We start from the raw sequence: 24,178 nt of genomic DNA, 5'->3' as shown, positions 1-24,178 counted from the left end.
GGTGTCAGCCCCGCCCTCGCAGCCTTAGCGTCGGCACGGCCCCGCTGTCGATCGCCGCGCCACGGCCCGACAGTGACGGATTGGTCATGAAATACCGATGCAGGTTGAATGGCCGGTCGCTCGGATCGACCCGCGCATAATGACCGTCATGGTCCAGTTCCCAGCTCTGTTCCGTATCGATCAGGTTGGCGACCATCACCTGGTCCAGAATCTGGTCGTGCACGGTCGGATTTTCCACCGGTGCCAGGAACTCGACGCGGCGGTCGAAATTCCTCGGCATCCAGTCGGCTGAACTGATGTAGACTTTCGCGCCGTTATTGGGCAGCGCCTTGCCGTTGCCGAACACGGTGATGCGGCTATGTTCCAGGAAACGCCCGACCACCGACTTCACGCGGATATTGGCCGACATGCCCGGCACGCCCGGACGCAGGCAGCATATGCCGCGCACGATCAGGTCGATCTGGACCCCGGCATTGCTGGCCGCATATAGTTTTTCGATGATGGCGGGGTCGACCAGCGAATTCATCTTGGCCCATATGGTGCCGGGCCGCCCGGCGCGAACATGGCCGATTTCCGCGTCGATCAGATCGCACAGCCGGTTGCGCAGGTCGCGCGGGCTCATGACCAGCTTTTCCAGGCGCTGCGGTTCGACATAGCCGGTGATATAGTTGAACAGCGCCGCCGCGTCGCGCCCATAGGCCGGGTCCGCGGTAAAGAAGCTCAAATCCGTATAGATGCGCGCCGTAACCGGGTGATAATTGCCCGTCCCGAAATGGCAGTAGGTGCGAAACGCCTCGCCCTCCCGGCGGACGACCATCGACACCTTGGCATGGGTTTTCCAGTCGATGAAGCCATAGACCACCTGCACGCCCGCGCGCTCCAGCGCCGCGGCCCACATCAGGTTCTGCTCCTCGTCGAACCGCGCTTTCAGCTCCACGACCGCCGTCACCGACTTGCCCGCTTCGGCGGCGTCGATCAGGGCGCGGATAATCGCCGACTGCTTCCCCGCGCGGTACAGCGTCTGCTTGATCGCTACGACGTCCGGGTCCGACGCCGCTTGTTTCAAAAACGAAACGACCACGTCAAACGCTTCATAGGGGTGATGGACGACAATGTCCTTCGCCCGGATCGCCGCGAAACAATCCCCGCCATATTCACGAATGCGTTCCGGGAATCGCGGGGCAAACGGCTCGAATTTCAAATCAGGCCTGTTTTCATCCACCACGCCCGACAAATCGCCGATGCCGACGAAACCCTCGACCTCCGCGATCATCGCCTCATGCCCTTGCAGCATGTCCTGCAACATTTCCTCGACCGGTTCGGGAATCCGCTCTTCAATCTCCAGACGGATGACACGACCCCGGCGGCGACGCTTGATGGCGCTGCGGAAATGGCGGACCAGATCCTCCGCCTCTTCCTCGATTTCGATGTCGCTGTCGCGGATGATGCGAAACACGCCACTGTTGCGAACGCGATATCCGGGGAACAGGTCAGCGGAAAAACGCCGGATCACCGCTTCAAGCGCCATGTAGCGGGCATGATCACCAGGCACCCGAACGAAACGCGCCAGCGAGGATGGGATCATCACCAGTTCCCGGATCGGCTGCCGGTCGGACAGGCGCTCAAGGTCGAAGACGATCGAAAGTCCCTGATTGGGAATGAAGGGAAATGGGTGGGCAGGGTCCAGCGCCTGAGGCGTCAGGATGGGGAAAACCTGGGTCAGGAAATGCTCGCGCAGCCAGCTTTCGCTCGCCTTGTCCATTTCGCTGCCGGGGCCGATCACCTCTATTCCGACCTGCGTCAATTCGCCGTGAAGCGCGCCCCAGACCTTTTGCTGCGCCACCATCAGGCGCGTCGTTTCGTCGGCGATGGCGGCAAGCTGTTGCGCCGGGGTCAGGCCGTCGGCTGAACGCATGTCGACATCCTGCAACTGCTGGCCCTTCAGCCCCGCAACCCGGACACTGAAAAATTCATCGAGGTTCGCGCCAGAAATGGACAGAAAACGCAGCCGTTCCAGCAATGGATGAGCGCGGTTCATCGCCTCTTCCAACACGCGCCGATTGAACGCCAGCCAGGACAGTTCCCGGTTGAAATAGCGGTCGCCCGGCAGGATCATGCTGGCGGAGGGATCAGCTTCGGCCACGTTTCACTCGCGCTGGATCAAAAATGACGGTCATCCGGGACTATAGGCAAAAATGCGGACCCGTGCAGGGTCTCTTTCGCCATAGCGACGGAAATCTTACGCCCCGATGACAACGCCGCCTCATTCAGGACATGTGTGACCCCGGCAATAGCGGCATAGCTTCGCTCGATCCGGCGCAGCAGCCAGTCGGGCAGGTCCGCCGCGTGGGCCGCGCCCATCCGCGCCAGCGCCCGTTCGATCAGGGCGCGGGCCAATGGCTCATCGGGTTGCGCGATGGAAATGAACGGAGCAGCGGCCAGCCGCGAACGCAAATCAGGCAGCGCGACCTGCCACTGCGTCGGCGATTCCCGTCCAATCAACAGCAGCGGCCGACGGCTGGTCTGCGCGTCGTTCCATGCGTTGAAAAGCAACAGCTCGTCCTGCCCCTGCGCGTCGTCGATCACGACCCCGCCGCTCAAGGCCGCGAAACGACGTCCCAGCATGGAACGGCCCGACAGCGGCGGCCCGCCCAACACGGTGACCGCCAGCGGCCAGCCCTGCCAGCCTTCCAGATGGCGGACGGCAATGCGATTGGCCTCGCTGACCAGATAGTCATCGTCCGCTCCCTGCCCTGGCCAGTCGAACGGCAGGCTGATCTGGCTCATTGCGGGACCGGCGCTCCGGTCGCCGGGGCCGCACCCTGACGCCTGATGCGCAAGGTGGAGCCAGCCACGCTCACGCCATAGCCGCGCGCCTGCAGCGCCGCGCGCAGCGCTTCAGCCGATCCTTCATAACTGACCTGCATGACGGACGTGCCGCCCAGCGCCAGGCTGCTGGTGCTGGCGGATCGCACCCCCGGAACAGCGCGCAAGGCGGCCTCTCCCTGGGTGACCGATCCTACGTCCGGCGTATCGAACTGGATCGAAAAACTGCTGACCCCACCCTGCGAACCGGGCAATTCAAAGCCATTCAGCGGCTGTTCGGCGGCATTTTCGATCTCAAGCGCGTCGGGATTCACCGGCTCTTCGATGATCAGCGAAGGGTCGGGCCTCAGTCGGCCATCATTAAGGGCGGCGGTATAAAGCTGGTCGATCCGCCGTGCCGCTTCGTCCAGCATCTGGGGGATGGCGCTTTCGGTCGATGCGCGCAGCGAAAAGCTGGCGCCGATCAGCCGGTCGTCCGGGCCATAGCGGGCTGTGAAGGTGCCGGTGACCGGCCCGCCGGGCCATTGCCGTTCCAGCCGGGCGATCGGCACCACCACATCGGCGGCCCCATATTGGTCCAGCAGCACGCGCCACCACAGCCGTCCGCGCCGACCGGTCTGCCCGGCGTTCAACAGGATGGGGTCGGCAATCGAACCGCTGACCCGCACATAATCGATGGCGCTTTCCCCGGTGCGAAAACGCGCCCACGCCTTCTGCCATTCATTGATGCGCTCATAGGACACGGCCGACCCGCCGTCCCACATGACCGGTATGACCAGCAATGGCGGCGATCGGACGACCTGCCCCGAAACGCCCAGCAATTGCCCGGTCCGGGCGCGGTCGAACAGCATGCCAAGCGTCGCGACATAGCGGGTCGGGCCGATCTGTTCATATTCGATCTCTATGCCGGAAATCATCGCTTCCAGTTGCGAATCGGAAAGACTGGGGATGCCCGCCGCGCCATGGGTGCGGGTCCACAACATGCGCCATGCCTGCCGCTGCGCCAGCCGCCAGCCGGCCTCGCGGGCGCTGTTCGCGTCCTTGCCCAGCACATCGACCTTGATCCCGCTGACCTGATAATCGCCGCCGCTGGCTATAGGCGGCACACCACGTTCGCCCTCCATCTGCGCGAACAGCGCGGCGGCGGCCAGGCCGAGCGCCACTGCCGCCATGATCTGGACGGGCCGCGACAGCAGGTGGAGCAGCGAGGAAAGCCGGAAAGTCGGGCGTTGAATGGGTGCGGAAAGGCTCACGCGCGCCCTTTTGGCGAGATTTGCCTCCGATGCCAAGCGGCAACCCATTTACCGTTCCGTTTTCCGCGTCATTGTTCTAGTGGGGCCAGCCATGAGCGACACCGAATCCTATAGCTACGCCAAAGCTGGCGTGGACATCGCGGCAGGCAATGCGCTGGTCCGCGCCATCGCCCCCTTGGCCAAGGCGACCCGCCGTCCTGGCGCTGACGCTGAACTGGGCGGCTTTGGCGGCTTCTTCGACCTGAAGGCCGCTGGCTATGACGACCCGCTGCTGGTCGCGGCCAATGACGGCGTCGGCACAAAGCTCAAGCTCGCGATCGACCATGACCGCCATGACGGCGTCGGCATCGACCTTGTCGCCATGTGCGCCAACGACCTCATCGTGCAGGGCGCGGAGCCGCTTTTCTTCCTCGACTATTACGCCACCGGCAAGCTGGAGAGCGGCGTCGCCGAACGCGTGATCGCTGGCATCGCCGAAGGCTGCAAGCAAGCTGGTTGCGCGCTGATCGGCGGCGAAACCGCCGAAATGCCGGGCATGTATGCCGCCGGAGACTATGACCTCGCCGGATTCTGCGTCGGCGCTGTGGAACGGTCCCAAGCGCTCACCGGCAACAAGGTGAAGGCTGGCGACGTCCTCCTCGGCCTCGCCTCCTCGGGCGTCCACTCCAACGGCTTCTCCCTCGTCCGCCGCCTCGCCGCCGACAAGGGCTGGAAGCTCGACCGCCCAGCCATCTTCGACAATGAAGTGCTGCTGATCGACGCGCTGATGGCTCCCACCCGCATCTATGTGAAGGCACTGCTCCCGCTCGTGCGCGGCGGCAAGATCAACGCGCTCGCCCACATCACCGGCGGCGGCCTCCTCGAAAACATCCCCCGCGTCCTGCCCGAAAGCTGCCATGCCGTGGTCGATGCCGACGCATGGGAACAGCCGCGCCTGATGGCCTTCCTGCAAGCGCAGGGCCATATCGAGCCGGAAGAAATGGCCCGCACCTTCAACTGCGGCGTCGGCATGGTGCTCGCCGTGGACGCTGACGCGGCCGACAGCGTCACCGCCGAGCTGGAAGCCGCAGGCGAAACGGTCGTCCGCGTCGGCATTATCGAAGCAGGCGAAAAAGGCTGCACCGTCAAAGGCAGCCAGGAAACCTGGAGCGCCAAGGCCGACTGGACCGCCACGCATCTGGGTTAGATCAACCAATCCCCCTCCCGCTGGCGGGAGGGGTTAGGGGAGGGCATGTCACAGGGGTCGGCTTGAGCAAGCCCACCCCCGACACCTCCCGCCAGCGGGAGGGGAGTTCCCCATGCAAAAGGCAAAAGTCGGCGTTTTGATATCCGGGCGGGGGTCCAACATGGCGGCGCTGCTCTACGCCGCCAAGCATCCGTCCTGCCCCTATGAAATCGTCCTCGTCGCCGCCAACGATCCGGACGCCGCTGGCCTCACCCTCGCACAAGCGGAAGGCATCCCGACCTTCGCCCAAAGCCATAAAGGCATGAAACGCGCCGAGTTCGATCAGATCATCGACGCGCAATTGCGGGCAGCTGGCGTCCAATATGTCGCCCTCGCCGGTTACATGCGCCTGCTCTCACCCGAATTCGTCGCGGGCTGGGAAAACCGGATGCTCAACATCCACCCCAGCCTCCTCCCCAAATATAAGGGCCTCGACACCCACCAAAAGGCGCTCGACGCGGGCGACAGCCATGCGGGCTGCTCGGTCCATGTCGTCACCAGCGAACTGGACGACGGCCCGGTGCTGGCGCAGACGGAGGTCGCCATCCTGCCGGGCGACACTGCCGACAGCCTGGCCGCGCGCATCCTCATCGCCGAGCATCAGCTCTATTCCCGCACCCTCGCCGACTTCGTCACCCGCGAGCGCCAGCCCGAATGGCTGCTCGCCAAGGTTCGCGAACGCGCCCTCGCCCTCCCCCAGGCGGACGAGGTGACATCGCACGGCATGCCCTGCTTCGGCATCGAAAAGGGCAAGAAGTTCGCCTATTTCAGCCATGATCATCATAGCGACAACATTACCGCCCTGCTCGTCAAGACCACCGCGCCCGAAGAACAGGCGATGCTGATCGACAGCGACCCCGCCCGCTATTTCCGCCCCGCCTATTTCGGCGACGGCTGGGTCGGCATCCGCCTCGACCTTGGCGACACCGACTGGGACCATATTGACGACCGTCTGGCGAAAAGCTGGCGGGACATCGCCCCCAAGAAGCTGCTCGGCCTTATGGACATTGCGGACGAATTTTAAGGAAGACGTGTTCCTGCGCAGGCAGAAACCCAGTGGAAACGGCCGAACTGGGCTCCTGCCTGCGCAGGAGCACCTCCACTTCCATTTTCAGCGGTTTCGCACCACATAGGCAGCCATGACCGACAGCCCCACCGCCGCCATCGAAATCACAAACCTCACCAAAGTCTATGCGGGCGGCAAGCGCGCGCTCGACAATATCAGCCTGACCATCCCGCGCGGGCAGATTTACGGCCTGCTCGGCCCCAACGGCGCGGGCAAGTCGACGACGATCAACATCCTCGCTGGCCTCGTCAACAAGACCAGCGGCAGCGCAAAGATCTGGGGTTTCGACATCGACCACAACCCCCGCAACGCCAAGAACAGCATCGGCATCGTGCCCCAGGAAATCGTCTTCGACCCCTTCTTCACGCCGTTCGAAACGCTGGAAAATCAGGCGGGCTATTATGGCGTGCCCAAGGAACGCCGCCGCTCGATGGAACTGCTGCGCGCCGTGCATCTGGAGGATAAGGCCAATGCCTATGCCCGCACCCTGTCGGGCGGCATGAAGCGCCGCCTGCTGGTGGCAAAGGCGATGGTCCACTCGCCGCCGATCCTCGTGCTGGACGAACCGACCGCAGGCGTGGACGTCCAGCTTCGCCAGCAACTTTGGGCCTATGTGCGCGAACTCAACGCGCAGGGCGTCACCATCGTCCTCACCACCCATTATCTCGAAGAGGCCGAGGAACTGTGCGACCGGATCGGCATCATCAACCATGGTCGCCTGATCACCGACAAGCCGACCCGCGAACTGATCGCCATGGCGCAGGAAAAGGTCGTGCAAGTGACCGTCGACCGCGACATCGCCACCCCGCCGGACGCCCCCTGTTTCGAAAAGGTCGAACTATCCGACCCGCGCACGCTCACCATCACCTATATGAAGGACCGCGCCAACGCCGGACAGGTGCTAAGCGCCGTCCAGGCCAGCGGCCTCTCAATCGTGGATGTCGTCACGAGAGACCCGGATTTGGAGGACGTCTTCCTCAACCTCACGGCAGCGGCGTGAAGGAAGACCAGCCAGTTCCCCCTCCTGCAAGCGAGAAGGGGACGCCACCTGCTCCCCCTCCCGCAAGCGGGAGGGGGCTGGGGGGTGGGCCAGCGCAACCTTTCAAAAACAGAAACACAGCTCGCGCGAAACAGCTAAGAAACACCGCCCCCAATCCTGAACGACTATTGTGGCAACAACTCCGTGCCCGCAAACTCGGCCCCAAATTCAGCCGCCAGATGCCAATAGGCCCCTATTTCGCCGATTTCCTCTGCCGCGAACTGAACCTCATCATCGAGATCGATGGGGAAAGCCATGATCACCGCGCAGCCTATGATCAGCAACGAGACGATTACTGCCTCGCCCGAGGCTATCAAATCTTGCGCTTTTCCAATGCCGATGTGATGAAAAACCTCGAAGGCGTCATAACGCACATCCAGACCACCCTTGCGCAGGCCCACCCCCGGCCCCTCCCGCAAGCGGGAGGGGAGCAGTAGAAGTAATGCCCACCACCACTCACGATGTCGTCATAATCGGCTCCGGCGCCGCCGGTCTCACCGCCGCCATCAACCTGGCGCAGGACCGCAAGGTGGTGGTGCTGGCCAAGGCATCGCTGGACAGCGGCTCGACCAACTGGGCGCAGGGTGGCATTGCCGCGGTGCTGGACGGCGGCGACAGCTTCCAGGCGCATGTCGACGACACGATGGTCGCGGGCGCCGGACTCAACAATCTGGAAACGGTGGAATTCGTCGTTTCCGAAGCGCCCGCCGCGATTGATCGACTTGCGCAGCTGGGCGTTCCCTTCAACGGCGGGGAGGAATTTGGCGAGCGCTGGCACCTGACGCGTGAAGGCGGGCATAGTCATCGCCGCATCGTTCATGTCGATGACGCGACCGGCCACGCGGTGCAGGTCGCCCTGCTCAAGGCCGCGCGCGCCAATCCCAACATCACCCTGCTCGAGGATATGGTCGCCATCGACCTCATCACATCCCGCCATGGCGAGCGCTACTCTGGCGACGGCCATGTCTGGGGCGTGTACGCCTTCAACAAGCGGACAAAGCATGTCGACGCGCTGCTAGGGAAAGCGACGATCCTCTGCACCGGCGGAGCGGGCCGCACCTATCTCTTCTCGACAGCACCCCGCGGAGCCACCGGGGACGGCATCGCCATGGCCTGGCGCGCGGGCTGCCGCGTCTCCAACATGGAAATGAACCAGTTTCACCCGACCTGCCTCTATAATCTGGAGGTCAAGAATTTCCTGATCACCGAAGCGGTGCGTGGCGAAGGCGGCCATCTGAAGCTCCCCCCCGGCGTTCCCGGCGGCGGAGAACGCTTCATGCCTCGCTTCGACCCGCGCGGCGAACTTGCACCGCGCGACGTCGTTGCGCGCGCTATCGACCATGAAATCAAGCGGCTGGGGCTGGATTATGTCCATCTCGACATCAGTCATCAGCCGCCCGAATTTGTGAAGCAGCACTTCCCCACCATCTACGCGCGATTGCTGGACATCGGCATCGACATCACGAAAGAACCGATCCCGGTCGTGCCTGCCCAGCATTATACCTGTGGCGGCGTGATCATCGATCTTGATGGCCGCACCGACCTGCCCGGCCTGTATGCGGCAGGCGAAGTCACTGAAAGCGGCCTCCACGGGGCCAATCGCCTGGCGTCCAATTCCCTGCTGGAATGCTTCGTTTTCGGCGAAGCCGCAGCCCGGCACATCCGTGCGCATTGGGACGACCTGCCCCCGCCGCCGCGAATCCGGCCCTGGGACGAAAGCCGGGTCAGCAACAGCGACGAAGAAGTCATCGTCCAGCATAATTGGAAGGAAATCCGCCGGTTCATGTGGGACTATGTCGGCATCGTGCGCACGACCAAGCGGTTGGAGCGGGCGCTGCACCGGATCGACCTGCTCGCCAAGGAAGTGGACGAATATTACGGCCACTTCCGCGTCACGCCCGACCTCATCGAACTACGGAACCTGCTGGAAGTCGCCCGTCTGGTCGTCCGCTCAGCGCTCCGCCGCAAGGAAAGCCGGGGGCTTCACTACACGCTGGATTATCCCGACATGCTGCCGACCGCTGTGGATACGGTTCTGGCGCCATGAGATCGAAGGATGAACCGCTCGCTGGCGCACCACCCTTAGCGGATCAGAAACTGTTTCAGCGCAGCCGCGAAGCGCGCGGGCTGGTCCTCCATGACGACATGGCCGCTGGGACCGATCGGGGCCAGCTTCACATCCTTTTTGGCGGCATAGGCGGCGCGGAAAGTGCGACCGATCTGCGCTGACTGCGCCGGATCGGACCCGACAGCATAGACCACTTCCATAGGCGCGCCGATCCGCCCCAATTGCGGCCCCAGATCGACATTGGCCAGGTCGCGCAGGGCGTTGGCGATCACATCAGGATCGCTACCGCGCGCGCCCGGCGCTTCGGCCAATATCTGCGCCAGATAGGCGCGGCCCGCTTTGGTCCCGGTAAAATATTGACTGAGTTGTCCGGCAAGATAGCCCATGCCGCGCGCGGTGCCACCGACCATCGCCGCGCCTGCGGGCAACATGTCCACGACCATGATCCGCGCCGCCACAGCCTTCAACCCCAGCATCATCGCCAAAGTCCCGCCCATGCTATGGCCAACGACGGCGGGGCGCACCAGTCCGGCGGTCCGAACGTAACGCGCAATCTCATCGGCGATCGGCTGGATCAGCGGCCCGCTGGCGTTCGCGTCAGGCGCCAGCCCGGCAAAGCCGCGCACATGGACCAGGTGCCAGCGACAGCCGGGGATCTTGTCCAGTACGTCGCTCCACAGCCCCGGTCCGCTCGCCAGGCCGGGAATCAACAGGACATCGCGCCCCTGCCCGCGCGTCGTCACCGCAATCCTGCGCGACACGAACGGCGCGGACGCCGCCCTCGCGCCGCCCTGATCGAACAAAAGCATCCCAGCGCAGGCCCCAGCCCCGACCCGCAGCAATCTTCGCCTGTTAATGACCGGATCATTCATGCATTCGCCTCCTTGCCCATTCCGGCTGAACGAAAGGTGAGCGCTACGCGTCAAAACGTTCAGGCTCCTTACATCGCAAATGTGGAATCATTCGTCGCATCTTCCTTGTCAGCGGAACGAGGCAAAGCGCCTAATCACAGGAGAGTTCGGGGACGTTAATGTATAAGCGAAATGGTGGGCGCGGTTGGCGCCCGGAAGGCGGATCGGCCCGCCTCATTCTGTTGGTAGCGGCGCTGTCTGCCTGCGTCAGCGCTCCGGTGGAGCCTCAGGCCCGTGCCACCCAAAGGGTGCAGCCGACCACGGCCACTTTCCCGATCAAGCGGGTCGCAAATCCCCCCAAGTCCTTCGAGGAACTGGATGTAGACCAACGGGATACCCCGCCTCCCGCACTGGTTAGCGTCGTGCGCAATCTGGGGCAGAGTTTCCAGGGCAAGGTCGGCATTGCGGTGCGCCGTATCGGCAGCGACTGGACTGTCGCATGGAATGGCAATGCACTTTTCCCCCAGCAGAGCGTATCCAAGCTGTGGGTTTCGATGACCTTTCTGGACGCGGTGGACAGGGGCAAGATCCGACTGACCGACACCACGACCATCACCAGAAAAGACCTTACCCTCTTTCACCAGCCGAGCGCAGCGCTTGTCGGCAATACCGGCTGGACCACCAGCTATGCCGACCTGATGCGCCGGGCCATGATGCAGAGCGACAACACGGCGAACGACACATTGCTGCGCGCGGTCGGCGGTCCCGAAGCCGTGCGCGGATTCCTGGCGCGGCGAACGATCAAGGATATTCGCTTCGGCCCAGGCGAGCGGCTGTTGCAAGCCACCACCGCGGGCCTCGATTGGCGGCAGGATTATTCGATCGGCCGCAATTTCTATGCTGCCCGGTCCAGGCTTCCCAAGTCTGTGCGGGAAAAGGCACTCGACAATTATCTTGCCAGTCCACCGGACGGCGCTGCCCCCACCTCCATCGTCAAGGCACTGGCGAAGCTGAAGGAAGGCGAAATGCTTTCCCCCGCATCCAGCCAGCTGCTGCTATCGATCATGAGCCAGGCGAAGACCGGGCCGCAGCGCATTAAGGGCGGCGTCCCGGCGGGGTGGAAATATCTCCACAAAACCGGAACGGGACAGGATCTGGCTCCACGTTCGACCGGCTATAACGACATTGGCATCATGACTGCGCCCGATGGCACCAGCTACGCGGTGGCGGTCATGATCGGTAGCACCACATTGCCTATCCCTGGCCGATGGGAATTGATGCAGGCGGTGGCAAAGGCTGTCGCAGCGAATCACGAAAAGCGGTGAAGGACAGTCTGTATCGCGTGAACAGGTAGACCGCCTGTTCACGCTCCAACCCTTGATCAGTCCAGATTCGGCCTCAGCCACCGCTCCGCCGTTTCCACATCCATCCCGATCCGCTGGGCATAATCTTCCAACTGGTCGCGGCCGACGCGGGCAACGCCGAAATATTCGGCCTGCCCATGCCCGAAGTAAAAGCCGCTGACCGCCGCGGTAGGCAACATCGCCAGGCTTTCCGTCAATGTGATCCCGGTCGCATGGTGCGCATCCAGCATATCGAACAGCAGCGGCTTCAGGCTGTGGTCCGGGCAGGCGGGATAGCCCGGCGCCGGGCGGATGCCGCGATACTGCTCCCGTATCAGCGCGTCGTTGGTCAGTTGCTCGCCTTCCGCATAGCCCCATAGGGCGGTGCGGACATAATGATGCAGCCGCTCGGCAAAGGCTTCGGCCAGACGGTCGGCAAGCGCCTTGAGCAGGATATCCGAATAATCGTCGATCGCATTTTTGAACCGCGCCAGATGCGGTTCGATGCCATGGATCGACACGGCAAAGCCGCCTATCCAGTCACCGTCATGGCTGATGAAGTCGGCCAGGCACATATTTGCCCGACCCTCGCGCTTGGCGATCTGCTGGCGCAGCATCGGCAGGGTGACGTGCTTCTCATCCTCGACATGGACGATGATGTCGTCGCCCTCCCGGCGGCAGGGCCACAGTCCCGCCACCCCGCGCGCCGTCAGCCATTTTTCGCTGATGATCCGGTCCAGCATGTTCTGCGCGTCCTTGAACAGGCTGGTGGCGCTTTCGCCCACAACCTCATCCTGCAGGATCGCCGGATAATTGCCTGCCAATTCCCATGCCCGGAAAAAGGGGGTCCAATCGATATAGTTGATCAGGTCCTTAAGGTCCCAATCGGGAAAGCGGTGGATGCCCGGCAGCAGCGGGCGGGGCGCCTTGAGGGCTTCGTCCATTTCGAAGGCATTGGCGCGGGCATCCTCTATGCTCAAAAGCTGACTTTGCCCCTTGCCCGCCCGCGCCTTGCGGACATGCTCATAATCATCCTTCGTCTTCGTGACGAAATCATCCTTCTGCGTTTCGGAAAGCAGTGCGGTCGCCACCCCCACGGCGCGGCTGGCGTCCAGCACATGCACGACCGGCCCCGTGAAAGCCGGGTCGATGCGCAAGGCGGTATGCACGCGCGACGTGGTCGCGCCGCCAATCAACAGCGGCATGGTCATGTTGGCGCGCTGCATTTCCTGCGCCACCGTCACCATCTCGTCCAGCGAAGGGGTGATAAGGCCGGACAGGCCGATCATGTCCGCGTCATTCTCATTCGCGGCCTTGATGATGTCCTGCCACGGCACCATCACGCCCATGTCGATGACGTCAAAGCCGTTGCACTGCAGCACGACGCCGACGATGTTCTTGCCGATATCATGCACGTCGCCCTTGACGGTCGCCATGATGATCTTGCCCTTGCCCTTCGCGCCAGGTTCCTTGGCTGCCTCGATGAAGGGCAGCAGGTGCGCCACCGCCTTCTTCATGACGCGCGCGGATTTCACGACCTGCGGCAGGAACATCTTGCCCGCGCCAAACAGGTCGCCGACGACATTCATGCCGTCCATCAACGGGCCTTCGATCACCTCGATCGGCTTGGTGGCGGACAGGCGCGCTTCCTCGGTGTCTTCGACCACATACATGTCGATGCCCTTGACCAGCGCATGTTCCAGCCGCTTTGACACCGGCCAGCCGCGCCATTCCTGCGCCGCCTTTTCCGAAGCTGCATCCTTGCCCTTGTAGCTTTCCGCCAGCGCGACGAGACGATCGCCCGCTTCGGGATCGCTGTTCAGCAGCACATCCTCGCACGCCTTGCGCAGTGCCGGGTCGATCGCGTCGTAAACGTCGAGCTGCCCGGCATTGACGATCGCCATGTCCAGCCCGGCCGGAATGGCGTGGTAGAGGAAGACGCTGTGCATCGCCCGCCGCACCGGCTCATTGCCGCGGAAAGAAAAGCTGAAGTTCGACAGCCCGCCCGAAATATGGACATGCGGACAGCGCGCCTTGATTTCGCGGCACGCTTCGATGAAGTCGACCCCGTAATTATTATGCTCTTCGATCCCCGTCGCCACGGCGAAGATATTGGGGTCGAAGATGATGTCCTCCGGCGGAAAGCCGATGGTCATCAACAATTTATAGGCGCGTTCGCAAATTTCGACCTTGCGCGCCTGCGTGTCCGCCTGCCCCGTTTCGTCAAAGGCCATGACCACGACCGCCGCGCCATAGGCCATGCACTTGCGCGCGTGATCCAGAAAGGCTTCCTCGCCCTCCTTCATGCTGATCGAATTGACGATCGGCTTGCCACTGACGCATTTCAGCCCCGCCTCGATCACCTCCCATTTGGAGCTGTCGATCATCACCGGCACGCGGCTGATGTCCGGTTCAGAGGTCATCAGCTTCAGAAAGGTCGTCATCGCCTCGACCGCATCGAGCAGGCCTTCGTCCATGTTGACGTCGACGATCTGCGCGCCATTTTCAACCTGGTCGCGGGCAATGTCGATGGCGGCGGCATAGTCGCCCGCCATGATCAGCTTCTTGAACTTGGCCGAACCGGTGACGTTGGTGCGCTCACCGATGTTGACGAATGTGGCGCCAGAAAGATCGGGGGATTGGGTCATGTCATTCTCTTCCCCCCTCCCGCAAGCGGAAGGGGAAACAATCTTACGCAGCAATATGCATCGGTTCGAGGCCCGCAAGCCGCGTCACGACCGACAGTTCCGGCACGACGCGAGGCTTGTGCCCCTCAAGCGCCTTCGCTACCGCGCCGATATGCGCGGGCGTCGTGCCGCAACAGCCGCCGACCATGTTCACCAGCCCCTCATCCACCCACTGACGGATGAGCGAAGCGGTCGTTTCCGGCAACTCATCATATTGCCCCAGTTCATTGGGCAGCCCGGCGTTGGGATAGGCCAGGATCAGCGTGTCGGCATTCTTCGCCAGCTCGCTCAAATAAGGCCGCAGCAAATCCGCCCCAAAAGCGCAGTTCACGCCGATCGTCAGCGGCTTCAGATGCCGCAACGAATACCAAAAGGCATTGATGGTGTGCCCGGACAGATTGCGCCCTGACATGTCGGTAATCGTAAAGCTCAACATCAGGGGCACTGGCCGCCCCGCCGCCGCTTCAGCCTCCCGCGCCGCCATGCCCGCCGCCTTGGCGTTCAGCGTGTCGAAGCAGGTCTCGACCAGCAGAAAATCGACCCCACCTTCGATCAGCGCGTCGCACTGCTCGCGATAGTCGGCCTTCAGCGTATCATAATCGACCTCGCGATAGGCGGGGTCGTTGACGTCAGGCGAGATGGACAGCGTCTTGTTCGTCGGCCCGATGGACCCAGCGACGAAGCGCGGTCGCCCGTCCTTGGCGGTGGCCTTCTCACAGGCTTGCCGGGCCAGCTTTGCGGCGGCGATGTTGATGTCCCAGACCAGATGTTCGCAGCCATAATCGGCCATCGCGATCTTGGTGGATGAAAAAGTGTTCGTCTCGATCATGTCCGCCCCGGCGTCGAGATAGGCGGTATGAATGCCCTCGACGATGTCGGGCCGGGTAAGACAGAGCAAATCGTTATTGCCCTTCTGGTCCTTCGCCAGGTCGAGTGAGCCGCGATAATCCGCCTCGGTCAGCCCATGCTTCTGGATCGACGTGCCGTAGCCACCGTCAAAGATCATGATCTTTTCCGCCGCGACAGCGCGAAAACGTTGTTCAGCGGTCATGCCGTCTTCTCCAGTTTCGGTCGAAGCCCCAGCAAGTGACAGATCGCATAGCTCAGCTCCGCCCGATTAAGCGTGTAAAAATGAAAATCACGCACGCCGCCCGCATAGAGCTTGCGGCACAATTCAGCCGCCAGCGTGCCCGACACCAGTTGCCGCGCGGCGGGCAAGTCGTCCAGCCCTTCGAACAGCTTGCCCATCCAGCCAGGCACGTCGGTATTGCACATCGCCGACATGCGCTGCACGGCGCCGAAATTGCTGACCGGCATGATGCCGGGAATGATGTCCGCAGTGATGCCAGCCGCCACCGCCGTGTCGCGGAAGCGGAAGAATGTTTCCGGCTCGAAGAAGAATTGCGTGATCGCCCGCGTCGCGCCCGCATCCAGCTTACGCTTCAAATTATCGATGTCGCCCTGCGCGTTCGCCGCATCGGGGTGGGTTTCAGGATAGGCCGCGACGGAGATTTCGAACGGATGCCGCTTGATCAGCCCTTCGACCAGTTCGGCCGCACCCTGATAGCCATCGGGATGGGGAACGAATTTCGTCCCCGCTTCGGGCGGATCGCCACGCAGCGCGACGATATGCCTAACGCCTGCTTCCCAATAGCTGTCGGCCACCTCGTCGATTTCCGCCCGACTCGCAGCAACGCAGGTAAGGTGAGCGGCAGCCTGCAAAGATGTCTCGCGCGATATCCGGGCGACCGTATTATGCGTGCGCTCCCGCGTGGAGCCACCTGCCCCATAGGTGACGGACACGAATTTGGGGCCAAGCGGCGTCAGCGTCTGGATCGCCGACCATAGCTGCTCTTCCATCTTTTCCGTCTTGGGCGGGAAAAATTCGAAACTGACATTCAGATCGCCCGCAAGATCGGCATAAAGCGGCGCTTCAAGCGCTCGCCGCGCCTCTTCGACGGAGGGGAAGGAAAGGGTCATGCGGAAATACGTCCTTCAATCGGCAGGACATGCGCGCCGCGACGCCGCCCCAGCCATAGTTTCACTGTCAGTTCATGGCCCGGCAGGCTTTCCACCCGATCAAGATCAAGTCCCGCCTGCGTAAACCAGCTTTCCATCTGTTCATCGGAAAAACCAAGCCGCGCGTGCTGATCACGCAGCCGCAGCTCTTCCCGTTCATGGGCGGCGAAATCCGCGATCAGCACCCGACCGCCCCCTGCGGTCACCCGCGACGCCTCGGCTATCACGGCCTCCGGCGCCTGCGCATAGTGCAGAACCTGATGCAGCACCACGGTATCCGCATCGCCCGGATTGAGAGGCAGCGCGCCAAAATCGCCTAGCACCAGAGCATATTTGCCTGCATCCTCCGGCAACTTGGCGCGGGCGATCCGCAACATGTCAGGGCTGCGGTCAAGGGCAGTGACCTGCTCAGCCAGGGGGCCGAACAATTCGATCATCCGCCCCGTGCCGGTGCCGATGTCGAGCAAATGGCCGATCGGCTCCGCCTCCAGCAAGTCCGTCATCGCACGCTCGACATCCCGTTCGGGCACATGGAGCGATCGGATGGCGTCCCATTTTTCAGCATGTTCCGCGAAATAGCTGTCCGCCGCGCGCGATCTGTCCGCACGCACCGCCGTCAGCCGCGCCAGATCCGCCTTCTGCCACAACTGCTCGCCTTCCGAAGGTGAAAGCTGGTCGAAGAGGGCAAGGAACGGTTCCATCCCCTGATCCCGGCACAGACGCAGGAACACCCAGTTGCCTTCCTTCCGCCGCTCCACCAAACCCGCTTCCGACAGGATGCGGACATGACGGGACACGCGCGGTTGGCTTTGCCCCACGACCTGCGCGATTTCGCCCACGGCCAGTTCCATCGCCCGCAACAGATAGATGATGCGCAATCGCGTGGGGTCGCCGAGCGCCCGGAAAATGTCGAGTGCCGCACTCATGCAGGGATATATAAAGAAATCTTTATATACGTCAATGCTTGTTCCCCGAACGCCCGATGAAGGCATGTTCGGTCCCTTGCGCAGGAATGGGATTGCCTTGAGTCGCCCAATTCACTACGAATCGGCTCCGCAGGCGCAAAGGGGGGTGAACTTTTCTCCGAGAGTGGTCTGCGCAGTTTTTTCTCTGAGAGGGGTTTGCCCATGTCCAAGTCTATTGCTCTTTCGCTCGTTTTCGCCGCTTCGCTGGGCCTCGCTGCCTGCTCGGGCGGTTCGGAAAACGCCGCGAACGTTGCTGACAACGCTGCTGAAAACGCCGCGAACGCTGCTGACAACGCGATGATGGCTGCTGAAAACGCCGCCGCCAACGCTTCGAACGCTGCCGACAACGCCGCGAATGCAGCTGACAACGCCGCAGCGAACGCGATGTAATTCCCTTTAGGGAATGATATTTCAGGAAGGGCCGCGCCGGAAACGGAGCGGCCCTTTCTATTTGAAAGCCATCACAGCCATGACGATCAGCGTGCGGTCCCTGGTCTTTTTACCGCTTTTTCTGGCAGCTTGCGGCTCGGCAACCAGCGACGACGCTGGAATCAGCCCCGGCGAAGCCAGCGCGCTGAATGAGGCTGCAGCCGAACTGGACGCCCAAAGCGCCCTCCAGCGGCAGGGCAAAGGGCTTAACCCCGCCGCGATGAGCGCGGCACGCGCCGACCGCCAGCGAACCGATCCATAAAAAAAGGGCCGCCCGAAGGCGACCCATTTCTTTACAATGTCATTCCGCCAACCGGCTTAGCAGTCCCGATCGATCGCCCGACCGGCCAGTGCGCCCACGCCCGCGCCGACGATAGCGCCTGTGGTGCCGTCACCCTGGCGTCCATAACGCCCGCTGCCCTTGCCGATCTCATTACCCAGCAGGCCACCAGCGATGGCTCCGATGATCGTCCCGCCGGTGCCATTGTCACGGCAGCGATAACCACCGCGATAGCCGCGATAGCCATTGCTCCGATAATAGCGCTCGCCGCGATAGCCGCGATAATGGTCGCCACGATAACGGCGATCACCCCGGTCGCCGCGATAATAATCGCCGCGATCGTAACGGCCCCAGCCGTCGCGAGCCTGTGCCGGAACGGCGGTGGCGACGAGGGAAGCTGCGGTCATGGCCAGCGCTGCCCCCATATTGATCAGAAACTTGGTCTTCATGGCGTTGCTCCTCGCATATTCTTGCCGATCGCTGCTGCCGTTCGGCAACTGCATCGATTGCCCCCTTTTGTGCGATTCGCGTTGAGCGAAGCCTGAATGGGCGTGTCAGCCGCCGTTCAGGCAAATTGGCGCCGCCGACCTATGCAACCGAGACGAGCTTCGGCACGATGGCGGTTGGTTCTGCATCCCGGATTGCCTATGGCGAACATATGCGCCGAATCCTGATCGTATTACTGCTCGCGATCCTCCTGTTGCCGGCGCCGCACAAGAACAAGCCTGAACTATTCGGCCCCGGCCCTTTGCTCGTCAGGATAAGGCCGCTCCCGCTCAGTTCAATCGACGCTTCGATCCGTACCGTCGGCGCGCTTGATTATATGGGCGGATGGCAGCTCAGCAGCCCGCATCGCGGCTTTGGCGGCATATCGTCTCTGCTCGTCGATTCTGCGGGGCAGGTTTTGGCGCTTAGCGATTCGGGCACTCTCATGGGTTTCGCCATCCCGCCCCGGCCCGAAAGCCGCCACCCGTTCATTGCCCCGCTGCCCGTGATGGGCAAGGACAAGCACCAGCCTTGGTGGGCGTGGGATTCAGAAGCATTGACCCGTGACCCGGCGACAAACCGCTATTGGGTCGGATTTGAAATGCTCCAGAGGATTTGCCGCTATGCGCCAGGTTTCGCGCGGGCGGAGGCATGCCGGACCTGGCCGCAGATTGAGGCATGGCTTGAAACCGGATCGATCGAATCCATGACCCGCCTGCCCGACGGCCGCTTCCTGGTAATCGCGGAGATGGGCATGACCGCCGATGGAAGCCACGATACGCTGCTGTTCAGCGGAGACCCGGCGGATAGTGCGACGCCCGCCCCGATCCACCTGCGCTACGTCCCGCCGCGCGGCTACCGTCCGACCGATGTGGTCGCGATCGATGATCGTCGCCTGCTCGTGCTCAACCGCAGGGTGACCTTACAGGATCTCTTCACGGCGACGCTGGCCATCATCGATTTGCCCGCAGCGCCCCGCCCCAATCACCAATTGAAAGCGCGCACCCTGGCGCGGCTGGCGCCGCCACTGCTGGCCGACAATTATGAAGGCGTGGCTATCAGCCAGGAGCAGGGACAGACGATGGTGTGGATCGTATCCGACGACAATCACGAATTTTTCCAGCGCACTCTGCTGCTGAAATTCGCGCTTCGCCTCTGATCAGCCGCGCCCCGATCACCCCCGTCCGAATCATGGACATCGCGAAAGATGAACGCAAAAAAGCGGCCTGTTTCCAGGCCGCTTCATGCCGAAGCAAATCGAACCGATATCAGGCTGCGGCTACAGCCTGCTTCTTGGTGATGTCGCGCTTCAGGCGGCGCGCCTTGAGCGACAGTTTCTCGTCGTTGGTCTTCAGCAGCCAGTTGTCCAGACCGCCATTATGTTCCACCGAACGCAGGCCGTGGGTCGACACGCGCAGCTTCACCGAGGTTTCCAGCGTTTCGGAAATCAGCGAAACATTCTGCAGGTTGGGCAGGAACACACGCTTGGTCTTGTTATTGGCGTGGGACACGTTGTGACCCACCTGGCGGCCCTTGCCAGTCAGCTCGCAGATGCGCGACATAGTCAATCAACCTTGTAATACATGTTCGATCAGAAAGCGGCGCGGATAACGGGATTCCCCTTGGCCGTCAACCCGACGAAGTCGACTAAAGACCCAGATTGCGCAACCCTTCGCCGCACCGGGCGTTTGTCGTCCATATCGCGAAGGAGGGTGAAATGCGATTCATTGGTGGCTTGTTGCTGATCCTACTGCTGATTCTCGCTGGTGGCATCGTCACCGGCTTTATTGATCTGCAGCAGACCCAGGCGGGCAAACTGCCCGTTATCGCTGTGCAGGGTGGCAACCTTCCGAAATATGAAGCGAACGTAGCCAAGGTGGAGGTCGGGTCCCGCAATGAAACGGTGGAAGTGCCAACCGTCGATGTGAAAAAGCCCTGATCATTTCGTAACGTCTCACGATCCTGTATGGGGCGACGATGGCGTCGCCCTTCCCCCTTCCCCTGCCAATGCGCCGCGCACTTGAATTGGCGCGGTCGGCCGAGGCCGCTGGCGAGGTGCCAATCGGGGCCGTCGTAACATTGGACGGCAGGACCATTGGCGAGGGAGAGAATCGCAACCGGCGCGACAATGACCCCACTGCCCATGCGGAAATTGTCGCCCTGCGCGCCGCAGCCCTGCATCTGGGCGACTTCAGGCTGACGGGTTGCGATATCTGGGTGACGCTGGAACCCTGCCCGATGTGCGCGGGCGCCATATCCCACGCCCGGATTGCCCGTCTCTACTACGCTGCCGCCGATCCAAAGGGCGGCGCGATCGAACAGGGGCCTCGCCTCTATACCCAGCCCCAATGCCTCCACCGCCCCGACATATATGGCGGGATCGCTGAAAAAGAGGCGTCAGCGCTGCTGCGGGACTTTTTCGCCGCCCGCCGCTGAATAATCTATGCGGTAAAGCGTATAGGGCAGGTCGACGCCGCTGCGCAGGGGTACGGGCTTTAGCCAGGTCGGCACTTCGCCCCGAATCAGTTCAGCGTAAAATCCTTGCGGACTGCGTGCCTGATAGACGGTGCCTTCGGGGAAACCGGGACAGATCAGCAGATAAGTGGCGTGATGGCGGGCGGCGATGGCGCGGAAATTTTCCGGTGATCCGTCGAAACCATGATGGACATCCAATATTGTTTTGCCATTGCGATGATAGGGTCCGGCAAGGGCGCTGTGATGGGTGGTGGCGATCAGCCGGGGTCCCAGGTCGACCATGGTGAAGATCGTGGCGGCGGGTAGCTGATCCAGCGCCGCCAGCGCGGGCAGGCTGCGGCAGCGGGCGTTCGCCTTGTTGATGATCTTGTGCCGGGCGGCCACCACCGCGCGTCGGGGCTTGGCCACTTCGCCGGTCGTGCTGGCCCACAGGCGATTGAGTTGCGGATAGAGGGGCGTTGCAAAGGCGGCCACGGCCAGGATCGCCGCGCCCGCCAGACCCAATATCCGCGCAACCGGGCGGCCAGTGAAAATCACCTGGATCATTCTGTGCGCCGCCCAGGCAGCGGCGGGAATAGCAAGCAACTGCGCCGCCGGACCAGCGCGCAGCTGCCAGAAAAGGAGCGAGGTGGAAAACAGCATCATCAGGCCGACGGTCGCCCAGGCCCAGCATTTGTCGCTGTCGCGGCGTGCATCCCACAAGCCCCAGATCAATCCCGCCAGCCCGGCCAGCGGGATCGCCATCAGCGGCACGACCATGTTGCGCGCCTGCGCCGTGATGGGCTTTGCCTCGCGGATGTTGGACAGCCACAGCTTGTCCAGTTCGGGCGATATCTGATAGGCGCCGGACAGGCATTGCGGCCAGTTGAGCCACGCAAATGCAGCGACCGCTGCCCCCACGACGATGCCCGCGCCCAGACGGCTGGGCCAGCTGCGCAGGGGCAACAACGCCAGCAGCGTCATGCCCGCGCCAACCGCCGCGAATATGGCGACCCAGATGGGGGACAGGGCGTCGCACAGCATCTGCCGGTTGGCATAGCTGGCGAACAGCAGGAACAATATGGAAACGCTGCCGCCCAGGGTCAGGGCATAGGGCAGCATCCTGCGCCCTGCCCCATCCTTGAACACCCAACGCAGCGCGATCAACGCGCCGCCCGCCGCCAGGTAGACGATCATTTCCATGCCGATCGCGATCGACAAGGCGCTGCTCAAGCCCGCGACCACGCCGCCGCGCAGCCAGTTGCGGTCGACAAGCCCCGCCAGCATCAGCACCGCCAGCGCCAGTTGCCAGCCATGATGGTCGACCCGCATGGGCATGAACATGCTGATGCCCATCTGCGCGGCGAAGGGCGCCAGCGCCGCGAGTATCCAGCCATTTCCGCCCGCCAGCCTGCGCCCGATAAAGCCCAGCCCCAGCATCAGCGGCAACAGCGGCAACAGCGGCGCAATGCCGCACGCCAGCCGATCCGCCTGCCCCTGTTCGACGAAAGCGCGGAAGAACAGCATCAGGCCGGCGAGCGGCAGGTCGACCAACCGCGACCAGTGAATGTCGAATCCTGCGGGAGGGTCGAGCCGATATTGCCGCAAATCGTACCAGCCCTGCCCTGCCAGCCAGTCGCGCACCTGCAGATAGCGGATATTGTCGTCCGTATCGTTCAACGTCAGCCAGTGGATCGCGGGCCAGCGCATGACGAGGAAGCAGACCATGGCGGCCACCCACATCAGGAAGACCATCCATTTCCAATGCCGTTGCGTCCAGTTGGTCAGACAGGCGAGCATGGGCACGAAACGGCCACGCAGAATGACGCTGCTTTGCAAGTTCATGGCGTGTGGATTAGAGGCTCCGCAACAAAGCGCAACGGGGCGAACCATGAAAATCCTTGGCCACTGGTCACCAGAGCGACAGGCCCTGTTCTGGCAAATCGTGCGATACGGCGTCAGCGGCCTGTTCATCACCGCCTGTCAGGCGGCGATCTACTGGACCCTGGCCGCGCCGGTCGGACTGCATCCCCAGATCGCCAACGGCCTGGGATATGTGGCGGCGGTGATGATCGGCTATATAACCCACAGCGCCTTCACCTTTCGCGGGCATGGCGGCCGAGACAATCAGGCCGCCCGCAGCGTCAGGTTCGTGGCCGTGTCGCTCATCAGCTATGCGTTGAACGCGCTCTGGGTGTTCCTGTGCGTCACCTACATGCAGTGGCCGCTATGGTCGCCCATTCCGGCAATGCTGTTCGTGACGCCCGCGGTCGTTTTCAGCCTTAACCGGCAATGGGTGTTCCGGTGATTGTTGATGTTGGGCGGTTTCGAGTGCCTTCGCAGGAGCACATGGTCGCCTGGCGTGTTCCTGCGCAGGCAGGAACCCAGTTCCGACCTCTGTTGATGCAGGCTACCCTTGGACTGGGCTCCTGCCTTCGCAGGAGCACACGTGGCGATTAGGTTGCCGCGTTCCCAGCGCGTTCCTGCGAAGGCAGGAACCCGGTTCCGACATCTGTTGATGCAGGCTACCCCCGGACTAGGCTCCTGCCTGCGCAGGAGCACGTGGCAATTAGGTTGCCGCGTTCCCAGCGTGTTCCTGCGCAGGCAGGAACCCAGTTCCTGCCTCCGTTGATGCAGGCGACCCCCGGACTAGGCTCCTGCCTTCGCAGGAGCACGTGGTGATTAAGTTGCCGCGTTCCCAGCGTGTTCCTGCGCAGGCAGGAACCCAGTTCCGACCTCTGTTGATGCAGGCTAACCCCGGACTAGGCTCCTGCCTTCGCAGGAGCACGGGGGTGGTCAGGCAACGATGTCGGTGAACAGGTCGCGCCAATCAGGATTTACCTCTTCGATCAGGCGCAGTTTCCAATCGCGTTTCCATTTCTTCATGCGCAATTCGCGCTGCCGGGCTTCCTGGAGATCGTCATAAACCTCGTACCAGACGAGGAAACGGCAGTCATATTTCGTGCTGAACTGACCACCGACGCCGCTGCGATGCTGCCATGTGCGCTGGATCAGGTCGCTTGTCACGCCAAGGTAAAGGGTGCCGTTGCGACCGCTGGCCATGAGGTAGACATAGCCGGGCTTGGTCATGCCGTCCCTTATCGTGTTCCTGCGAAGGCAGGAACCCAGTTCCTACGTAGCAAATAGTCTCAGCGGAGGGACTGGGCTCCTGCCTTCGCAGGAGCAC

Annotated in this window: 24 protein-coding genes; 12 read left to right on the top strand and 12 right to left on the bottom strand. The window is 62.6% G+C overall.

Annotation, left to right across the window (positions count from 1 at the left end):
- Positions 1-4: 4 nt before the first annotated feature.
- From ACI3KQ_RS07555 to ACI3KQ_RS07545, 3 genes are read right to left on the bottom strand one after another with little or no spacing between them, the layout of a single operon-like run.
- Positions 5-2,143 carry an RNA degradosome polyphosphate kinase gene (locus tag ACI3KQ_RS07555; protein WP_404956280.1) on the bottom strand — a complete coding sequence of 713 codons (2,139 nt, stop codon included), beginning with the start codon at positions 2,141-2,143 and terminating at the stop codon, positions 5-7.
- Positions 2,144-2,160: 17 nt separating this feature from the next.
- Positions 2,161-2,787 carry a chromosomal replication initiator DnaA gene (locus ACI3KQ_RS07550; RefSeq protein ID WP_404956278.1) on the bottom strand — a complete coding sequence of 209 codons (627 nt, stop codon included), beginning with the start codon at positions 2,785-2,787 and terminating at the stop codon, positions 2,161-2,163.
- A complete protein-coding gene (locus ACI3KQ_RS07545; RefSeq protein WP_404956531.1) occupies positions 2,784-3,998 on the bottom strand; it encodes a heavy-metal-associated domain-containing protein in 1,215 nt (404 codons plus the stop codon). Before ACI3KQ_RS07545 ends, ACI3KQ_RS07550 begins: the two co-directional genes overlap by 4 nt.
- A gap of 172 nt (positions 3,999-4,170) precedes the next feature.
- On the opposite strand from ACI3KQ_RS07545, the gene purM reads away from it, so the two are divergent.
- The 5 genes from purM to nadB all read left to right on the top strand — a co-directional run bounded on the left by purM (position 4,171) and on the right by nadB (position 9,456).
- The gene (gene purM, locus ACI3KQ_RS07540; RefSeq protein WP_404956276.1) at positions 4,171-5,265 is read left to right on the top strand and encodes a phosphoribosylformylglycinamidine cyclo-ligase; all 1,095 of its coding nucleotides are present in this window, start codon (positions 4,171-4,173) and stop codon (positions 5,263-5,265) included.
- 112 nt (positions 5,266-5,377) lie between these two features.
- Positions 5,378-6,328 (top strand): phosphoribosylglycinamide formyltransferase, encoded by a 951-nt coding sequence (purN, locus tag ACI3KQ_RS07535; protein WP_404956274.1) that lies wholly within the window; start codon positions 5,378-5,380, stop codon positions 6,326-6,328.
- 115 nt (positions 6,329-6,443) lie between these two features.
- Positions 6,444-7,370 (top strand): ABC transporter ATP-binding protein, encoded by a 927-nt coding sequence (locus ACI3KQ_RS07530; RefSeq protein ID WP_404956272.1) that lies wholly within the window; start codon positions 6,444-6,446, stop codon positions 7,368-7,370.
- A complete protein-coding gene (locus ACI3KQ_RS07525; RefSeq protein WP_404956270.1) occupies positions 7,367-7,846 on the top strand; it encodes an endonuclease domain-containing protein in 480 nt (159 codons plus the stop codon). Before ACI3KQ_RS07530 ends, ACI3KQ_RS07525 begins: the two co-directional genes overlap by 4 nt.
- Positions 7,847-7,851: 5 nt before the next feature.
- On the top strand, positions 7,852-9,456 hold the full coding sequence (nadB, locus tag ACI3KQ_RS07520) for an L-aspartate oxidase (protein ID WP_404956268.1): 1,605 nt from the start codon (positions 7,852-7,854) through the stop codon (positions 9,454-9,456).
- A 35-nt stretch (positions 9,457-9,491) separates the two neighbouring features.
- Here nadB and ACI3KQ_RS07515 read toward each other — a convergent pair whose 3' ends face one another.
- A complete protein-coding gene (locus ACI3KQ_RS07515) occupies positions 9,492-10,349 on the bottom strand; it encodes an alpha/beta fold hydrolase (RefSeq protein ID WP_404956267.1) in 858 nt (285 codons plus the stop codon).
- A 158-nt stretch (positions 10,350-10,507) separates the two neighbouring features.
- Between ACI3KQ_RS07515 and ACI3KQ_RS07510 the strand changes: the two genes are divergently transcribed.
- Positions 10,508-11,653 (top strand): serine hydrolase, encoded by a 1,146-nt coding sequence (locus tag ACI3KQ_RS07510; protein WP_404956266.1) that lies wholly within the window; start codon positions 10,508-10,510, stop codon positions 11,651-11,653.
- A gap of 56 nt (positions 11,654-11,709) precedes the next feature.
- Here the strand turns inward: ACI3KQ_RS07510 and metH are convergent, their stop codons facing one another.
- The 4 genes from metH to ACI3KQ_RS07490 are packed head-to-tail and all read right to left on the bottom strand — an operon-like array spanning position 11,710 to position 17,303.
- Complete coding sequence (metH, locus tag ACI3KQ_RS07505) at positions 11,710-14,319, bottom strand: methionine synthase (RefSeq protein ID WP_404956264.1); 2,610 nt, start codon at positions 14,317-14,319, stop codon at positions 11,710-11,712.
- Positions 14,320-14,362: 43 nt separating this feature from the next.
- The gene (locus ACI3KQ_RS07500) at positions 14,363-15,409 is read right to left on the bottom strand and encodes a homocysteine S-methyltransferase family protein (protein ID WP_404956262.1); all 1,047 of its coding nucleotides are present in this window, start codon (positions 15,407-15,409) and stop codon (positions 14,363-14,365) included.
- On the bottom strand, positions 15,406-16,338 hold the full coding sequence (gene metF, locus ACI3KQ_RS07495; protein ID WP_404956260.1) for a methylenetetrahydrofolate reductase: 933 nt from the start codon (positions 16,336-16,338) through the stop codon (positions 15,406-15,408). The genes ACI3KQ_RS07500 and metF overlap by 4 nt, the downstream gene beginning before the upstream one ends.
- Positions 16,335-17,303, bottom strand: a complete 969-nt coding sequence (locus ACI3KQ_RS07490; protein ID WP_404956258.1) for an ArsR/SmtB family transcription factor — start codon at positions 17,301-17,303, stop codon at positions 16,335-16,337. Before ACI3KQ_RS07490 ends, metF begins: the two co-directional genes overlap by 4 nt.
- Positions 17,304-17,504: 201 nt before the next feature.
- On the opposite strand from ACI3KQ_RS07490, the gene ACI3KQ_RS07485 reads away from it, so the two are divergent.
- Both ACI3KQ_RS07485 and ACI3KQ_RS07480 read left to right on the top strand, forming a co-directional pair.
- Positions 17,505-17,732, top strand: a complete 228-nt coding sequence (locus ACI3KQ_RS07485) for a circumsporozoite protein (protein ID WP_404956257.1) — start codon at positions 17,505-17,507, stop codon at positions 17,730-17,732.
- 61 nt (positions 17,733-17,793) lie between these two features.
- Positions 17,794-18,033, top strand: a complete 240-nt coding sequence (locus ACI3KQ_RS07480) for a hypothetical protein (RefSeq protein WP_404956255.1) — start codon at positions 17,794-17,796, stop codon at positions 18,031-18,033.
- A gap of 56 nt (positions 18,034-18,089) precedes the next feature.
- On the opposite strand, the gene ACI3KQ_RS07475 is transcribed toward ACI3KQ_RS07480, so the two are convergent.
- On the bottom strand, positions 18,090-18,500 hold the full coding sequence (locus ACI3KQ_RS07475) for a glycine zipper 2TM domain-containing protein (protein ID WP_404956253.1): 411 nt from the start codon (positions 18,498-18,500) through the stop codon (positions 18,090-18,092).
- A 209-nt stretch (positions 18,501-18,709) separates the two neighbouring features.
- Between ACI3KQ_RS07475 and ACI3KQ_RS07470 the strand changes: the two genes are divergently transcribed.
- Entirely contained in the window at positions 18,710-19,696 is a 987-nt protein-coding gene (locus ACI3KQ_RS07470) for an esterase-like activity of phytase family protein (RefSeq protein ID WP_404956251.1), read from the top strand.
- A gap of 109 nt (positions 19,697-19,805) precedes the next feature.
- Here the strand turns inward: ACI3KQ_RS07470 and rpmB are convergent, their stop codons facing one another.
- A complete protein-coding gene (rpmB, locus tag ACI3KQ_RS07465; RefSeq protein ID WP_404956250.1) occupies positions 19,806-20,099 on the bottom strand; it encodes a 50S ribosomal protein L28 in 294 nt (97 codons plus the stop codon).
- A gap of 155 nt (positions 20,100-20,254) precedes the next feature.
- On the opposite strand from rpmB, the gene ACI3KQ_RS07460 reads away from it, so the two are divergent.
- Both ACI3KQ_RS07460 and ACI3KQ_RS07455 read left to right on the top strand, forming a co-directional pair.
- The gene (locus ACI3KQ_RS07460) at positions 20,255-20,476 is read left to right on the top strand and encodes a hypothetical protein (RefSeq protein ID WP_404956248.1); all 222 of its coding nucleotides are present in this window, start codon (positions 20,255-20,257) and stop codon (positions 20,474-20,476) included.
- Positions 20,477-20,514: 38 nt separating this feature from the next.
- The gene (locus ACI3KQ_RS07455) at positions 20,515-20,973 is read left to right on the top strand and encodes a nucleoside deaminase (protein ID WP_404956246.1); all 459 of its coding nucleotides are present in this window, start codon (positions 20,515-20,517) and stop codon (positions 20,971-20,973) included.
- On the opposite strand, the gene ACI3KQ_RS07450 is transcribed toward ACI3KQ_RS07455, so the two are convergent.
- Positions 20,935-22,836 carry a hypothetical protein gene (locus tag ACI3KQ_RS07450; RefSeq protein WP_404956245.1) on the bottom strand — a complete coding sequence of 634 codons (1,902 nt, stop codon included), beginning with the start codon at positions 22,834-22,836 and terminating at the stop codon, positions 20,935-20,937. The two genes, ACI3KQ_RS07455 and ACI3KQ_RS07450, sit on opposite strands and share 39 nt — an antisense overlap.
- A gap of 46 nt (positions 22,837-22,882) precedes the next feature.
- Between ACI3KQ_RS07450 and ACI3KQ_RS07445 the strand changes: the two genes are divergently transcribed.
- Entirely contained in the window at positions 22,883-23,299 is a 417-nt protein-coding gene (locus ACI3KQ_RS07445; protein ID WP_404956243.1) for a GtrA family protein, read from the top strand.
- A 488-nt stretch (positions 23,300-23,787) separates the two neighbouring features.
- On the opposite strand, the gene ACI3KQ_RS07440 is transcribed toward ACI3KQ_RS07445, so the two are convergent.
- Positions 23,788-24,081, bottom strand: a complete 294-nt coding sequence (locus tag ACI3KQ_RS07440) for a GIY-YIG nuclease family protein (protein WP_404956241.1) — start codon at positions 24,079-24,081, stop codon at positions 23,788-23,790.
- Positions 24,082-24,178: the final 97 nt, after the last annotated feature.

Source organism: Sphingobium sp. ZW T5_29, from assembly GCF_044987515.1.
Taxonomy (GTDB): domain Bacteria; phylum Pseudomonadota; class Alphaproteobacteria; order Sphingomonadales; family Sphingomonadaceae; genus Sphingobium.
The sequence above is the reverse complement of the archived record's forward strand: the minus strand, read 5'-3'. Positions and strand labels throughout refer to the sequence as shown.

Excerpts from the sequence above, each read along its gene's own strand:
- ACI3KQ_RS07550 (WP_404956278.1), bottom strand. The coding sequence starts at position 2,787 with ATGAGCCAGATCAGCCTGCCGTTCGACTGGCCAGGGCAGGGAGCGGAC.
- ACI3KQ_RS07545 (WP_404956531.1), bottom strand. The coding sequence starts at position 3,998 with ATGGCGGCAGTGGCGCTCGGCCTGGCCGCCGCCGCGCTGTTCGCGCAG.
- purM (WP_404956276.1), top strand. The coding sequence starts at position 4,171 with ATGAGCGACACCGAATCCTATAGCTACGCCAAAGCTGGCGTGGACATC.
- purN (WP_404956274.1), top strand. The coding sequence starts at position 5,378 with ATGCAAAAGGCAAAAGTCGGCGTTTTGATATCCGGGCGGGGGTCCAAC.
- ACI3KQ_RS07530 (WP_404956272.1), top strand. The coding sequence starts at position 6,444 with ATGACCGACAGCCCCACCGCCGCCATCGAAATCACAAACCTCACCAAA.
- nadB (WP_404956268.1), top strand. The coding sequence starts at position 7,852 with ATGCCCACCACCACTCACGATGTCGTCATAATCGGCTCCGGCGCCGCC.
- ACI3KQ_RS07515 (WP_404956267.1), bottom strand. The coding sequence starts at position 10,349 with ATGAATGATCCGGTCATTAACAGGCGAAGATTGCTGCGGGTCGGGGCT.
- ACI3KQ_RS07510 (WP_404956266.1), top strand. The coding sequence starts at position 10,508 with ATGTATAAGCGAAATGGTGGGCGCGGTTGGCGCCCGGAAGGCGGATCG.
- metH (WP_404956264.1), bottom strand. The coding sequence starts at position 14,319 with ATGACCCAATCCCCCGATCTTTCTGGCGCCACATTCGTCAACATCGGT.
- ACI3KQ_RS07500 (WP_404956262.1), bottom strand. The coding sequence starts at position 15,409 with ATGACCGCTGAACAACGTTTTCGCGCTGTCGCGGCGGAAAAGATCATG.
- metF (WP_404956260.1), bottom strand. The coding sequence starts at position 16,338 with ATGACCCTTTCCTTCCCCTCCGTCGAAGAGGCGCGGCGAGCGCTTGAA.
- ACI3KQ_RS07490 (WP_404956258.1), bottom strand. The coding sequence starts at position 17,303 with ATGAGTGCGGCACTCGACATTTTCCGGGCGCTCGGCGACCCCACGCGA.
- ACI3KQ_RS07485 (WP_404956257.1), top strand. The coding sequence starts at position 17,505 with ATGTCCAAGTCTATTGCTCTTTCGCTCGTTTTCGCCGCTTCGCTGGGC.
- ACI3KQ_RS07475 (WP_404956253.1), bottom strand. The coding sequence starts at position 18,500 with ATGAAGACCAAGTTTCTGATCAATATGGGGGCAGCGCTGGCCATGACC.
- ACI3KQ_RS07470 (WP_404956251.1), top strand. The coding sequence starts at position 18,710 with ATGCGCCGAATCCTGATCGTATTACTGCTCGCGATCCTCCTGTTGCCG.
- rpmB (WP_404956250.1), bottom strand. The coding sequence starts at position 20,099 with ATGTCGCGCATCTGCGAGCTGACTGGCAAGGGCCGCCAGGTGGGTCAC.
- ACI3KQ_RS07460 (WP_404956248.1), top strand. The coding sequence starts at position 20,255 with ATGCGATTCATTGGTGGCTTGTTGCTGATCCTACTGCTGATTCTCGCT.
- ACI3KQ_RS07455 (WP_404956246.1), top strand. The coding sequence starts at position 20,515 with ATGGCGTCGCCCTTCCCCCTTCCCCTGCCAATGCGCCGCGCACTTGAA.
- ACI3KQ_RS07450 (WP_404956245.1), bottom strand. The coding sequence starts at position 22,836 with ATGAACTTGCAAAGCAGCGTCATTCTGCGTGGCCGTTTCGTGCCCATG.
- ACI3KQ_RS07445 (WP_404956243.1), top strand. The coding sequence starts at position 22,883 with ATGAAAATCCTTGGCCACTGGTCACCAGAGCGACAGGCCCTGTTCTGG.
- ACI3KQ_RS07440 (WP_404956241.1), bottom strand. The coding sequence starts at position 24,081 with ATGACCAAGCCCGGCTATGTCTACCTCATGGCCAGCGGTCGCAACGGC.